12 protein-coding genes are annotated in these 12,929 nt (G+C 55.7%); 8 read left to right on the top strand and 4 right to left on the bottom strand.

The window, feature by feature from the left end; translation table 11 throughout:
* Positions 1 to 195 precede the first annotated feature (195 nt).
* The gene (gene istB, locus ACP86_RS05540; protein ID WP_053113009.1) at positions 196 to 951 is read right to left on the bottom strand and encodes an IS21-like element helper ATPase IstB; all 756 of its coding nucleotides are present in this window, start codon (positions 949 to 951) and stop codon (positions 196 to 198) included.
* Positions 952 to 965: 14 nt separating this feature from the next.
* On the bottom strand, positions 966 to 2,510 hold the full coding sequence (gene istA, locus ACP86_RS05535; protein WP_176443039.1) for an IS21 family transposase: 1,545 nt from the start codon (positions 2,508 to 2,510) through the stop codon (positions 966 to 968).
* Between the two features lie 215 nt (positions 2,511 to 2,725).
* Here istA and ACP86_RS23675 point away from each other — a divergent pair, with 215 nt between their 5' ends.
* The gene (locus tag ACP86_RS23675) at positions 2,726 to 2,935 is read left to right on the top strand and encodes an MbcA/ParS/Xre antitoxin family protein (protein WP_053113008.1); all 210 of its coding nucleotides are present in this window, start codon (positions 2,726 to 2,728) and stop codon (positions 2,933 to 2,935) included.
* A gap of 118 nt (positions 2,936 to 3,053) precedes the next feature.
* Here the strand turns inward: ACP86_RS23675 and ACP86_RS05525 are convergent, their stop codons facing one another.
* Positions 3,054 to 4,022 carry an integron integrase gene (locus tag ACP86_RS05525; protein ID WP_053113007.1) on the bottom strand — a complete coding sequence of 323 codons (969 nt, stop codon included), beginning with the start codon at positions 4,020 to 4,022 and terminating at the stop codon, positions 3,054 to 3,056.
* Positions 4,023 to 4,823: 801 nt separating this feature from the next.
* Between ACP86_RS05525 and ACP86_RS05520 the strand changes: the two genes are divergently transcribed.
* The 4 genes from ACP86_RS05520 to ACP86_RS05500 all read left to right on the top strand — a co-directional run bounded on the left by ACP86_RS05520 (position 4,824) and on the right by ACP86_RS05500 (position 8,461).
* Positions 4,824 to 5,141, top strand: a complete 318-nt coding sequence (locus ACP86_RS05520; RefSeq protein WP_053113006.1) for a hypothetical protein — start codon at positions 4,824 to 4,826, stop codon at positions 5,139 to 5,141.
* 108 nt (positions 5,142 to 5,249) lie between these two features.
* Positions 5,250 to 5,792 carry a DinB family protein gene (locus ACP86_RS05515; protein WP_053113005.1) on the top strand — a complete coding sequence of 181 codons (543 nt, stop codon included), beginning with the start codon at positions 5,250 to 5,252 and terminating at the stop codon, positions 5,790 to 5,792.
* A gap of 496 nt (positions 5,793 to 6,288) precedes the next feature.
* The gene (ltrA, locus tag ACP86_RS05510) at positions 6,289 to 7,614 is read left to right on the top strand and encodes a group II intron reverse transcriptase/maturase (RefSeq protein WP_053113004.1); all 1,326 of its coding nucleotides are present in this window, start codon (positions 6,289 to 6,291) and stop codon (positions 7,612 to 7,614) included.
* Positions 7,615 to 8,110: 496 nt separating this feature from the next.
* Entirely contained in the window at positions 8,111 to 8,461 is a 351-nt protein-coding gene (locus ACP86_RS05500; RefSeq protein ID WP_053113002.1) for an Imm8 family immunity protein, read from the top strand.
* A gap of 651 nt (positions 8,462 to 9,112) precedes the next feature.
* Here ACP86_RS05500 and ACP86_RS05495 read toward each other — a convergent pair.
* Positions 9,113 to 10,414, bottom strand: coding sequence for an IS1380 family transposase (locus ACP86_RS05495; RefSeq protein ID WP_041336316.1), 1,302 nt, complete (start codon positions 10,412 to 10,414; stop codon positions 9,113 to 9,115).
* A gap of 318 nt (positions 10,415 to 10,732) precedes the next feature.
* On the opposite strand from ACP86_RS05495, the gene ACP86_RS05490 reads away from it, so the two are divergent.
* From ACP86_RS05490 to ACP86_RS05480, 3 genes are all read left to right on the top strand, one after another.
* Positions 10,733 to 11,374 (top strand): group II intron maturase-specific domain-containing protein, encoded by a 642-nt coding sequence (locus ACP86_RS05490; RefSeq protein WP_227507827.1) that lies wholly within the window; start codon positions 10,733 to 10,735, stop codon positions 11,372 to 11,374.
* A 117-nt stretch (positions 11,375 to 11,491) separates the two neighbouring features.
* Positions 11,492 to 11,890, top strand: coding sequence for a GFA family protein (locus ACP86_RS05485; RefSeq protein WP_053113001.1), 399 nt, complete (start codon positions 11,492 to 11,494; stop codon positions 11,888 to 11,890).
* Between the two features lie 128 nt (positions 11,891 to 12,018).
* The gene (locus tag ACP86_RS05480; RefSeq protein WP_053113000.1) at positions 12,019 to 12,432 is read left to right on the top strand and encodes a hypothetical protein; all 414 of its coding nucleotides are present in this window, start codon (positions 12,019 to 12,021) and stop codon (positions 12,430 to 12,432) included.
* The last annotated feature ends 497 nt before the right edge of the window (positions 12,433 to 12,929 follow it).

Below are 12,929 nucleotides of genomic sequence, written 5' to 3'. Positions count from 1 at the left end.
TTGCACAGAAGAGCGCACTTAGCAGGGATTTTGGATGTCGGTCAGGATAGAAGAGCAGTGGCTGGGGTATTGATATGAGTGAAGAGCGAGTCATAGCGGAACTGCGTATTCCGGCGAACGTGACCGGTCATTCCGGGGATCGTGACCGATTTGCACACGGCCATCACGCTGGAGTCGATTTTGTACTCTGAGCGGTCACGATGGGTCAACCGATTCCGTCTTTTGTATTTTCGCTTTTCGCAGTGATTCCCCCTTCAGATTGAGCCGGTGAGCACCGTGCAGGAGCCGGTCCAGGATGGCGTCGGCGAGCGTGGCGGAGCCGATGCAATCGTGCCAATGCTCCGTTGGTAACTGGCTGGCAATGAGCGTTGAGCCACGGCCGTGGCGGTCCTCGATCACCTCCATCAGGTCCTGGCGCTGTTGCGCGGTTACCTTCTGCATGCCCCAGTCGTCCAGGATTAGCAGGTCGGTTTTTAGCAACTGGTTCATCAGTCGGGCATAGCTGCCATCGCCATGAGCGATGCGCAGTTGTTCGAACAGGCGCGGTACCCGCAGGTAGCGAACCGAGAGGCCTTGCCGGCAGGCCTGGTTGCCCAGGGCGCACGCCAGCCAGGTCTTACCGCAACCGGTCGGCCCGGTAATGCACAGGTTCAGGGACTGACGGATCCAGTCACAACTGGCCAACCCGGCCATACGGGAGCGTTCCAGTCCTCGTGGGTGGCGGTAATCAATGTCTTCCACGCAGGCTGGCACCCGCAGCCGGGCTGCTTTGAGCAACCTCTCCAGCCGGCGGTTTTCCCGGTGTAGTACCTCCCGGTCGATCAGTAGCGCCAGGCGCTCCTCGAACGCCAGGTCGTGGGTGTCGGGCTGTGCCCGCTGTTGTTCCAGGGCATCGCACATGCCAGTCAGCTTGAGCTGGCGCAAGGTATCGAGGGTGTTATGAGTCAACATCGATTTCTCCGGGATCAGTGGTAGTAGCGGGGACCGCGAACGTTGGTGTGAACAGGCAAATCGGCCAGTTCCGGCTCTTCCTCGTTCAGTGGCAGAGGCAACTGATCCAGACCCTGCTTCAGGATCGAGCTGATGCTCTGGTAGCTGGCCGAGTTGATGGCCAGCGCTCGACTACAGGCCTGCTCCAAGCGGTCACGGCTGTAGCGGCGACTGAGATTCAGTAGACCCAGGCATGACCGGTAACCATGCTCCGGATGAGGGCGATCCTTGAGCTGTCGCTGCACCACGTCCAGCGTGGCGGGGCCGATGTCACTGGCCCAGTTCAGGAACCTGCCCGGTGACCAGTTCTGATGGGCCTGATGGGACTTGGGCATGTGCTCGGTCAGGGTGACGAAGCGGCCCTTGCCATGCCGTGGATGCAGAGCCACGCGCTGGCCTTTGTGCATGACCTCAACAGATGTATCGGTAACCCGAACATCCAGTTTCACGCCCACCAGGGCGTGAGGCACGCTGTACAGCCGCTTGTCGATCTCGATGTGGTAGTCGATGCCCGGTCGCGCCTTGCGCCACTCGGCGTAGACGTAGGGCGTTGTCGGCAGTGGCTTCAGCGCAGGTCGATCCAGTGCTTCGAACAGGCTCTGGCGGCTCTCTGAGCGCCCCTGGAACGGGCGCTGGTTGAGTGCCGGTAGCAACTCTGCGATGGCCGAGTTCAGTTCGGCCAGTGAGAAGAACGTCCGGTGTCGCAACCGGGCCAGGATCCAGCGTTCAACCAGCAGCACAGCGGCTTCGGCCTTCGCTTTGTCCTTGGGCTTGTAGGGGCGTGCCGGTAATACCGCCGTTTGGTAATGGGCCGCCAGTTCCGCGTAGGTCTCGTTGATCTGGGGCGTGTATCGGTCTGCCTTGGTGACCGCTGCCTTGAGGTTGTCCGGAACCAGAAGTTCCGGCACGCCACCATAGAACGCCAGCATCCGCTGGTGGGAGGCGATCCAGTCCGGCAGGCTTTGGCTCCAGGTGGCCTCGGCGAAGGTGTAGCTGGACGCGCCCAGCACGGCCACAAAGACCTGAGCCTTGCGCATTTCGCCGGTGCTGCGATCCACCACGGGAACCGTGGGGCCGCAGTAGTCGATAAAGATCTTCTCACCCGCCCGATGGACTTGACGCATGCTGCGCCGCTGCCGACCACGCCAGAGCCGGTAGTGATGACAGAACTGACTGTACCGGCGAGCATTGTCGCCGTGGCGCTCCACGTACTCAGCCCACAGCAGTTGTAGGGTTACGCCCTTGGTCTTCAGCTCCTGATGGACCTGAAAGTAGTCGGGCTCCGCAAAGCGTGCAGGCGGCGTCTTGGCCGGGAACAGCTGGGCCTCCAGCCGCGCTTCGTCCGTGCCTTCCGGCAACGGCCAGGTGATGCCCTGTGCGGTGGCCAGGCTGACGTACTTGCCCACCACGCCCTTGGAGAGGCCGCAGGCACGGGCAATGCGTTCGTGGCTCAGGCCCGCTTCGTACTTGAGGCGCAAGACCTCAATGATTTGTCGCATGGAAATCCTCGCTGCCGGCATCCGCCCTTCCTCGTGATGAAAAAGAAACGGGTATGCCGGATAAAGTTGAAGAATTCCAGCGCGTTGGCAGTGATTCCGGAGGAACGTGACCGATGATTCCGGCATCGTGACCGGCGATTCCGGAAAAGTACCCGAAATCGGTCACGATAAAACGGAATGAGCGGTCACGATCGCCCGGAACAGGCGGTCACGTTCAAACGGAATGGCCGGTCACGATGGGCCGGAATATGCAGGAACTGAGGAAGCAGGTCTATCGTGGGGTTCTTGAGCTGCACGAGGGCGATAAAGCGACTGCTGAACTGTGGCTGTCATCTCCGATTCGGGCTTTGGGCGATCAAGCCCCGGTCGCGCTGATGGGCACTGAGGTGGGGGTCCTGAAAGTTCGAAATTTGATTAGAAAGTGGGAGGAGGGCGCTGTCTCATAGAATATGACCATTCGAGACTTTTGAGCAGTCAAAAAGTTCGGCTTTAAACAAAAGCGAACATTCGCCGCACCCCCAATTCCTGGCTTTTATGCCCCTTAAACGGGTAAGAAATAGCCCATCAAGAACTTGGCAAACGATCAAAAGGGCTGACCGTTCCAGCACGTCGATCGCCAATGATATGCGTGTAGATTTCGGTCGTTCGAATGTCGCTATGCCCGAGAATTTCCTGAACCGTCCTGATATCGCTACCCGATCTCAATAACTCTGTCGCAAAGGCATGCCGAAAGGTATGAGCGGTCACACGCTTGGTGATTCCCGTGGCCAGAACGGCCTGCCTCAATCGCCGCGAGTACGATGAATGATGAAGATGGTGGCGGCACACATAACCAGCGATGGGATGAACGCATTTTGTTGCGGATGGGAACAGGTACTGCCAACCAAAGTCCTTCATGGCCGGTCCATACTTCTTGTGAAGAGACGTCGGCACTGACGTAAGCCCGAATCCTTCGGCCAGGTCGGACTCATGTACTGTCCTGACATGGGCGAATTGCCGCTCGATTTTTTCTCTAAGATTGCCTGGAATCAGTGTGTATCGATCTTTCCGCCCCTTACCGTTGAATACGAGCAAGTTGCGGCTTTTGAGGTCGATGTCTTTCACGCGAAGCGAGAGGGCTTCATTGATTCTCAAACCGCATCCATAAAGAAGCGCGGTAATGAGCCAATACTCCGCTTCCATGTTGCGGAGAATAGAAGCGACTTCTTCGGGGCTCAGAACGGTCGGCATGCGCCGAGGCGTTTTCGTCATCTTGTAGTGTAGGTTTTCAATTTCACGTTTCAGCACATGTTTGTAGACAAAAATAATCGCACATAGCGCCTGATTTTGAGTGCCCGGACTGACTCGCCGATTGACGGCGAGGTGATTCAAGAAGCGCTCGATTTCGTGATTGCCCATGACTTTTGGGTGCTTCTTGTCATTGAAAAGGATGAACTGGCGAACCCAGTAAAGATAGGATTTTTCGGTTCGGTAGCTGTACTGCTTCGTCCTGATCTCTGTGCGGACCGATTGCAAAAACGGTGATTTGGACACGATTGCCCTCCTTGGCTGATAGCTGTACATCCATACAGTTATAATGAAAAACCTCCCAAAACGCCAAAATTCTTGCGGTTTAATTTGCGCGGTTCTGCACGTTTTTCACAAAGAGGCTCTGTAGCTTACTGTTTCAAAGGAGGAAATTTCCGGCCTTCCGTGTTTAACTTGCACAAACGCGCACGGATAACCCGAGTGCAAACTTGTCACAGTATCGGCAGCGCGATAGCGGGCTCTGACCCAGAGATAAAGCTTTGAAAAGTCGTTGTTATTTAGGATGTGAATCAGGTTTGGACGGGGAGGTGGCGTTGGGGTTTAATAAGAATACAAACTAATATGCTGTTAGCTGGTAGTGCCCTGGTCTTTTTTGGTGGTTGGGTGCTGTTGGCCTTGGCCGAAACCGGGTAACAAAGCCTGAATCAATGGCGTTCTGCCAAGGCCGTCAAAGTCCGTCGTCTTGCTGGTAGCTCATCAGAGTTTGGTGTTGGTATAAAGGGGGGCGTTTGCGTTGCGGGGCCGTCCGCCGAAACCCGGTTCCTTGCTTACCTGCTACTCTGAAGTTCAGGTTCATCCGCGCATCAAAGGCGGTGGTTTTAATCACGGTGCATCGGCGTGTGGCGGTGCCAGGGCAACGGAGCATTCGGCCATGTTGGCCGGCAGAGATCAGGTTTCTGTGGCAACTTCAGCTAACAAGTCGCTCAAGTTCGTTCCCGGCCTGACGGCCGTCCACCGGACGCCCTTGTCAGGGCGCCGCTTAGCTTCGCGTTATGCAGGTACTGAGATCTAACCAAGGAGGGTGAGGTGAAGGAAGTCCTTGATACCATTGATTCGGCGATAAAACGCCTTGTTTCGCCAACTGCAATGCTGGTGGCAGCAGCGCTTCTCACTCGTGGGCTTGATAAGCCAGGCAGCAACACCTTCGTTATCCATGGACTGATCTTTCTCTTGGTGGTTTATGCCTTTGGTTACCTTGCGTTTTCTGCGGCAGTTGCGATCAAGGAATTTGATGAATTGGGGCTTCGGTTTTGGCAAAAAGGCGTATTCGGATTGTCTTTTATGTTGCTGTACTTGGTGCTTTTTGTCGCAGCCATCTACTTCGGGCTCGGCAAAATTGCATAACCAGTAGTTGTAGTTCGTTCCGGGCCTCCGGCCCTACACCGGACGCCCATTTCGCTGCGCTGCATGTGCGCCGCTAAACAAAAGCGTTATACATGAGAGGGAACTCAGGTGAGCCTGAAAGATCACTTTGAATTGCTGTCCATATACAACCAATGGATGAATTCCAGAATTTACGAGTCTGCAAGTTCGCTCTCTGCAACAGACTTAACTCAGGATCGCGGGGCTTTTTTCGGCTCTATTCTTGGAACTCTGAATCACATCGTCGTTGGTGACACGATCTGGCTGAAGCGGTTTGCCCACCATCCATCCTGCGTGGGCTCGTTGCAGGAGGTCGCCAACCTTCCAAATCCGACAAGCCTAAGCCAGATAGTGTTTGACGATATTGGTAGCTTATTCGAACATCGGACTTGGCTTGACCGGCAGATTATTAGCTGGATAGCCGGGTTAACCCAAAGCGATCTGGATTTCGTTCTCAGCTACCACAACACCAAAGGGATTCCGGCCAATAAGCGATATTCGAGTCTTGTCCTTCATTTTTTTAACCATCAGGCTCATCATCGAGGGCAAGTTTCCGCTCTATTATCACAGGCAGGTGCGGACGTTGGGGTTACTGACCTATTGGCTCTGATTCCGGAGGAAACTCACGTATAACCAGTCGCTGTAGTGCGTTCCCGGCCCGAGGGCCGTCCACCGGACGCCACTGTCGTGGCGCCGCTAAGCTCAGCGTGTGTGCCGGGCATGGCACAGAACTAGGGAGGTGAAAGTCCTCCTGCCAGGTGTTCGCAGAGCCGAAGGCTAGGAGAAGGGCAAGGGCGTCATCGCGAGGTGGGGTCTGAAGGAAGCCCAATCCAAAGCGGCGGGACGACGAACAGGAACCCGATACGAGGTGTGGTACATCCGGGGCGAGCGGGCACGTGACCGCGAAGCCCTCCTTCTGCGACTGGGGTGTACTTTATAAATCGGGCGTTCACGTCGTGAAAGCTCTGTGCCTTACCCCGGGAGGTCTGCCACGTGTGGACGGACCCACTGAGAGACGAGCGATCGTCTCTGATCGCGTGGCAGAAATCAGCAGAGGGCATAGTAGGTTCGCCCGTGAACCGAAGGCCCGAACAGAGACAGGAGTCGAGAGTCCGTGCAGGGAAACGGGATGGCATCCGCAAAGCAGCTAGCGCTGCCCCTGGAGTCTCCAGGGGATGAACCCGTTGCCGGAAACCGGGAAGGCTCGCACTCCGTTCAACCCTCACCGTGGATGGCGCGTGTGTTGAGCAGGGACAACCTCAATCGCGCCCTGAAACAGGTTCGACGTAACAAGGGAGCGCCGGGCATCGACGGCATGACCGTGGATGAGTTGCCGGATTATCTGCGCCAACACTGGCCCGAGATCCGGCAGCAACTGCTCCAGCAGACCTACCGACCAAAACCGGTCCGGCGGGTTACCATCCCCAAAGCCAACGGCGGTTCCCGCCCTCTGGGCATTCCAACGGTGCTGGATCGCTTTATCCAGCAAGCAATCGCTCAGGTTATCCAGCAGGACTGGGAACCGCGCTTCCACCCACACAGCTACGGCTTCCGTCCGGGACGCTCTGCGCATCAAGCGGTCCGATACGGACAGCGCTGCGCCCGGGAAGGTCGCAACTGGGTGGTGGATCTGGACCTGGAAGCCTTCTTTGACCGGGTAAACCATGATCGCCTGATGGCACGTCTGAAACGGCACACGCCGGACAGGCCGATGCTCAGGTTGATCAACCGGTACCTGAAGGCAGGTGTACAGATCGACAGCCGCAAAACACCAACACCCGAGGGCGTACCACAAGGCGGGCCACTATCTCCGGTGTTGGCGAATGTGATGCTGGATGAACTGGATTGGGAGCTGGAGCGGCGCAACCTGCGCTTCGCCCGCTACGCGGATGACTGCCAGATCTACGTGGGCAGTCACCGCGCAGGCGAGCGGGTGATGGTGAGTCTGACGCGCTTTATCGAGGACTCGCTGAGGCTCACAGTGAATACACGAAAGAGCGCGGTAGACCGGCCCTGGAAGCGCAGCTTCCTGGGCTTCACCCTCAGCCGGAAAGGGCAGCGATTGAAAGTGGCTGACAAAGCCATCACCAAGCTGAAAACCCAGATCCGGCTACTGAGCCGCCGAACACGGGGCCACTCACTGGCCCGGGTGATCGCAGATCTGAAAGAGACCCTGCTTGGTTGGAAAGCGTACTTCGACGCAGCCGAAGTACTGAGCCCGCTGCGGGACCTGGACAAGTGGATACGGCGGAGAATGAGAAGTTACGTGTGGAAGCAATGGGGCCGAAGGGGGTATCGTGAGCTGAGAAAGCGGGGTGTCCCGGTCAGATTGGCCTGGAACACCGCGAAATCAGCCCACGGCCCGTGGCGGCTGAGTCATTCGCCGGCCCTGCGGGAAGCCTTACCGGCCCGGTTGTTCCGGAGCTATGGACTGCCGGAACTGGCAGTGCGGTAACGGGTTGAATCAAGTCACTGAATCGCCGTGGTACGTGATCCGTATGCCCGGTGATGTGGGAGGAGGGGCATCGTGAGGTGCCTCCCTATCCCGATTAAATTTAAGGGAGCCTATGCAGGACACTGGATCGGGATTCGTCAGCACGCTGGAGTCGCTTGCCCAATCTTTCGTAGTTGCTTCGGTGCTTTGGATGATGTTTCTGGTTGTGGCTTGGCCCTTTGTTACAGTGTCGAGGCTGGTTTTTTACATCGGTTCCTTCGGATCTGTTAAACCAACTTATCGACAGGCCCTAGAGCATCAGGGAATCGTTGGTTTGGCTTTTCTCATTTTTGTGCCCCTTCTTTTCTATGTTCACATCGTTCATGGGGCTCGGCTCTATGGCAATCAGTCAGACTGAATTTAACAAAGCCAGGCACGGCGACGCCTACTACATTGCGGCTTCGCCTCCATTTCGTAGCCGCGCATGCTGGCGGCGTTAACTAGCGAGGAGTCACATATGTACGCCCGGCTCAAAAGTATCATGAGCCCAGATTTGGACTACGGGTCGTCACCGGAGGATCCTGAAAACTGCCATGTCCTGATCGAGGCGGAAATTGGGCCGTCCGAAAGCGAAGGGGCGGAGATATTCTCTTTCGAGGTGGTCACGCCTGCGGCCATCAAATCGTTGCCTGCTCCCTCATGGCTGAGAGGCTATTTGCTTCTCCCTGTGTTTTCCTGGGTAGGCGTAGAGGAAGCGGTTAATAAATTGCTGATGCAGTGCTCGGGATCGGACTGGAATGAAGTTTCCAAAAAACTATCCCAAACTCTCGGTTGGGAATTCGAGGATTACGAGCCCCATGCTAGTTAACAAGGCCATGCATTCTGTTCCGGGCCTGCGGCCTCCACCGGACGCCCCTGTCGGGCCGCCGCTTATTTCAGCGTTAGGAGCAAGGGAATGTTGTTGGACTTAATCCTTTTTATCGTATTCCTTGTTGTTGGAGTTCGAGTCGCGTTATCGGTCCGTCGAGAGTCGGCAATTTTTAATGAATTGAAGGGTCCTAAAAGCCTGGTCTGGCTTGTGCTTTTGGTACCTTTGTCACCTATCGTGTTGATGATAGTGCCCATTCAAATCGGGTGGCTTCCAGCAGCCATCTTAGCCTCAGCTTGTTGTATTCCAGCTTTAGTGCAAGCCCGACGAAGCATTTCAGTTTTCGAAACATCAGGCACCTCAAGAAGTGATACAGCCCTTAAATCGTCTCACACTGCTTTTGGTCTGTCTTTGGCTGGTTTAATTTATGTTTGCATCTTTGTGGTACTGGCTGTTCTGGCAAGTGGCTTCGGTGGGTAGCGCTCCTAACCCGGATTTCTCATAGTGCTCCAACAACCTTCGCAGACCAAGCCTGGTAGTGCCAGATCCGAGTGGTCATGGTCGAAGTTGGCGATTATTTAGCCAGTTTCCGGCATTCAGGCACAACTCCCCCTTTCCCCCATTGGTATCGGGCCGGGGGAGCCCGATTATCTACTGGGGCACCAAGCGCTGAACCAGTGCTGAGAGATCGTTCTTGTGTGGATAGCTATCACTCATCAACACCCGTATTCGGCGGGTGTTGCGGATGATGACTGCGCCAACCTTGATCAGCTTCAAGCGCAAGGTGCCGGCACTCATACGTTCGAAGGGCGTGTTTTTCAGATGCACCCGCAAACGCTCGAACAGGGTGTAGGCGAAGCCGGATAAGATCAGCCGCCACTGGTTGGTCCACCAGTGTGTGCTGGAGGTGCGACCGGCAAACAGATCCAGTTGTTGATCCTTGATCCGGTTCTCCATATCACCCCGTGCGCAATACTGTTCGTAGTAGAGCTTGAATCCGTCATCGTAGCGGGAGCTGATAACGAACCGGGGGTTCGGGCCTTGAGGGCCATATTCCAGGCGCGCAACCACCCAGCGTGGCTTATGCCAGCTTCGGGCTTTGTAGCGGAAGCGGAAGGTGCTGGCGAGCTTATGGCCATGAGCCTCGTAGTAGGTCCGGACTTTGTCCATGGCTGGGGCGGCAAGCGCCTCCAGCCGCTGGTTGCGGGCCATGCCTACGATGTAATCCACCTGGTTGCGATCGCACCAGGCCAGCAGTCGGGGCTTGCTGAAGTGGGAGTCGCCCCGGAACACGATCCGGGTCTGTGGCCAATACTCGCGAATAAATCGCACCAGCAGCGCCAGAATGGCCCAGCTGTGCCGGGCATCACCTCGATTGCTGGTGCGCAGATAGCTCACCAGCAAGTGCCTACCGCAGAAGACGTAAAGCGGGAAGTAGCAGTGATGGTCGTAATACCGGTTAAAGAACTTACCCGGCTGGTCGCCGTGCACCGGAATATCGGTGCCGTCAAAATCCAGCACGATTTCCTTGGGCGGCTTCTCATGCTGCTCGATAAAGTGGTGCCAGAGCAACTCATGCGCTTTGACAATGGTTTGCCGATCCATCGCCTGCTCCATTCGACAAAGCGTGGACTTGCCGGCCAGAGTCGAGGCATTCCCCGTGGCGGTTTGTAGTGCCTGATCAAAGCGAAGCGCTTCATGATCATTCAGATCTTCGTAGCCGCTGGCCACGCCGTAGACGCGCTGCCGGATCATGGTGTTGAGCCCATGACGAATCATGCGGGCATCCCGCTGGTCGGTCAGCGTCTCGGCCAGTCGCTGGGTTAGCCGGTGTTGTTTATCGACTTCGCGCAGTAACAACACACCGGCATCCGAGGTGATATGGCCTCCGGAGAAATCGGCTTCAATCTGGCGGCGGGAGAGTGGCGAGAAGGTCAGTTTTTGAGGTACCATTTTGGATAGCGGCTTTTAGTGTGGGTTTTTGTGTAGGAACTTGAATTCTAACACTTTAAGCCGCTTCTTCCTTCCTCATGCTACCTTCTTCATGAGAAATCCGGGCTAACCAGTCATTCCAGTTCGTTCCGGCCCTGACGGGCCTCCACCGGACGGCCTTTTCTCCGCTTCGCTGCGAAAAGGCCGCCGCTGAATATTGGCGTGTGTGCCGGGCATGGCACAGAACTAGGGAGGTGAAAGTCCTCCTGCCAGGTGTTCGCAGAGCCGAAGGCTAGGAGAAGGGCAAGGGCGTCATCGCGAGGTGGGCCATAGTCTCCGGTGTTGGCGAATGTGGTGCTGGATGAACTGGACTGGGAACTGGAGCGGCGCAACCTGCGCTTCGCCCGCTACGCGGATGACTGCCAGATCTACGTGGGCAGTCACCGCGCAGGCGAGCGGGTGATGGTGAGTCTGACGCGCTTTATCGAGGACTCGCTGAGGCTCACAGTGAATACACGAAAGAGCGCGGTAGACCGGCCCTGGAAGCGCAGCTTCCTGGGCTTCACCCTCAGCCGGAAAGGGCAGCGATTGAAAGTGGCTGACAAAGCCATCACCAAGCTGAAAACCCAGATCCGGCTACTGAGCCGCCGAACACGGGGCCACTCACTGGCCCGGGTGATCGCAGATCTGAAAGAGACCCTGCTTGGTTGGAAAGCGTACTTCGACGCAGCCGAAGTACTGAGCCCGCTGCGGGACCTGGACAAGTGGATACGGCGGAGAATGAGAAGTTACGTGTGGAAGCAATGGGGCCGAAGGGGGTATCGTGAGCTGAGAAAGCGGGGTGTCCCGGTCAGATTGGCCTGGAACACCGCGAAATCAGCCCACGGCCCGTGGCGGCTGAGTCATTCGCCGGCCCTGCGGGAAGCCCTACCGGCCCGGTTGTTCCGGAGCTATGGACTGCCGGAATTGGCAGTGCGGTAACGGGTTGAATTAAGTCACTGAATCGCCGTGGTACGTGATCCGTATGCCCGGTGATGTGGGAGGAGGGGCATCGTGAGATGCCTCCCTATCCCGATTATCACACAGGGAGGTGAGTCAATGATTCAATCTGGAAGCTGCCTTTGCGGCGGCGTCCAATATGAAGTAGCGGGCGACCTTAGCGATGTTTACAACTGCCATTGCTCCATGTGCCGCAAGCTTCATGCGGCGGCTTTCCGAACCTGTGCAAAGGTACGGGTCGATGACTGGCGGACTGTCAAGGGCCAAGAGCTGCTCAAAACCTACGAGTCCTCGCCGGGAGAGTTCAAGGTTTTTTGCGCAAACTGCGGTTCAAGCATTCATACAAAGTTCGATTCAAAACCGGAAGTCTATGCGCTGCCATTGGGTACTCTCGACACCGATCCAGGTGTACGTGCAGACCGCCATGTTTTCGTGGGCTGCAAAGCTCCGTGGTTCGAGATTACCGACGATTTGCCTCAATTTATTGAGAATGACTGAGGCAGTGATAACAAGCCGCGTAAGGCGTCCCTGTCGGGCGGCCGCTTCGCTCAGCGTTATGCAAATTTAGAAGAGATATGAGATACGAAGTTCGATGGAAAGAATTTTGGAAATCGGTGACAAAGCGCATGGCGTTGCTGCTCATTTTCTCAACTGTAGGCACATTCGCCTTTCGGTACCTTACTTCTGGATTTGATCTCAACGAAACATTTGGAAACGTATCGTTTCTAGAAGTATTGGGGCTAATCTTTGGCTGTTGGGCTTTCTTCGCCATTTTCACATTTTTCATTGCCTTTTGGTTGAGATGTGCACATATAACAATAAGAGAAGGAATTATAAGCGGACGCAATTATTGGGGGCGAAAAAAATCCTTTCCCCTGAAGTACCTAAAATCAATCGATATCTATAGTGCAAACGGCGTAAAAGCCGTGGTAGCAAACGGAGGCTCATTTGGTAAAGTCTTTATTTACTACCAAACGGAGAAACTTCACGAGATCATAGAAGTGTTGGAGGCTAACCTTCCTGGCAACATGGAGGCATAATGCATGACAAGTGAAGGCAAGGGATGCTCCCGACGTCACACCCTTGCTGCTCGCTTTTTTTGGTAATGCGATGGGCAAGCTTTTAGCTTGGGAAACACCTTTTTTGTTGCATCTCTTCCCCAAGGTCTGGATATCGATGGGCGCGCACCTCGGGGAACTGTCTGTTTCTTGTAGAGGGTGAGAAACGTTGGCGCGTCTGCTTTGAGAGCGTCGTAGCACTCAAGATTTGCGATGAGAGCTTTGATCGGAATGCGCGGTTTCACGTCAAGCGTGATCGGCAACAGTTGTTCTCATACACTTGGGAAGAGTCTCCGTGGCGCCAAGAGTTCCAGGCAGAGCTAGCAAAGATGCTGGAGGAAAAGCCCCTTTGCCATTAGGTGTTTCTTGGTGGAGATCATAATATTGAGGTATTGGCGCTAGGAAGGGTCCAAATTGAACCGTCTTCATAACAATGCCAGTCACGGGGACGTCCACTGCTGTGGGATCAGAATAAAGTT

The organism is Marinobacter sp. CP1 (assembly GCF_001266795.1).
GTDB classification, from domain to species: domain Bacteria; phylum Pseudomonadota; class Gammaproteobacteria; order Pseudomonadales; family Oleiphilaceae; genus Marinobacter; species Marinobacter flavimaris.
The sequence above is the reverse complement of the archived record's forward strand: the minus strand, read 5'-3'. Positions and strand labels throughout refer to the sequence as shown.

What these genes read in the sequence shown, in the direction of transcription:
- ACP86_RS05480 (WP_053113000.1), top strand. Translation starts at nt 12,019, where the DNA reads ATGGCGTTGCTGCTCATTTTCTCAACTGTAGGCACATTCGCCTTTCGG.
- ACP86_RS23675 (WP_053113008.1), top strand. Translation starts at nt 2,726, where the DNA reads ATGGGCCGGAATATGCAGGAACTGAGGAAGCAGGTCTATCGTGGGGTT.
- ACP86_RS05500 (WP_053113002.1), top strand. Translation starts at nt 8,111, where the DNA reads ATGTACGCCCGGCTCAAAAGTATCATGAGCCCAGATTTGGACTACGGG.
- istB (WP_053113009.1), bottom strand. Translation starts at nt 951, where the DNA reads ATGTTGACTCATAACACCCTCGATACCTTGCGCCAGCTCAAGCTGACT.
- ACP86_RS05485 (WP_053113001.1), top strand. Translation starts at nt 11,492, where the DNA reads ATGATTCAATCTGGAAGCTGCCTTTGCGGCGGCGTCCAATATGAAGTA.
- ltrA (WP_053113004.1), top strand. Translation starts at nt 6,289, where the DNA reads ATGGCATCCGCAAAGCAGCTAGCGCTGCCCCTGGAGTCTCCAGGGGAT.
- ACP86_RS05495 (WP_041336316.1), bottom strand. Translation starts at nt 10,414, where the DNA reads ATGGTACCTCAAAAACTGACCTTCTCGCCACTCTCCCGCCGCCAGATT.
- istA (WP_176443039.1), bottom strand. Translation starts at nt 2,510, where the DNA reads ATGCCGGCAGCGAGGATTTCCATGCGACAAATCATTGAGGTCTTGCGC.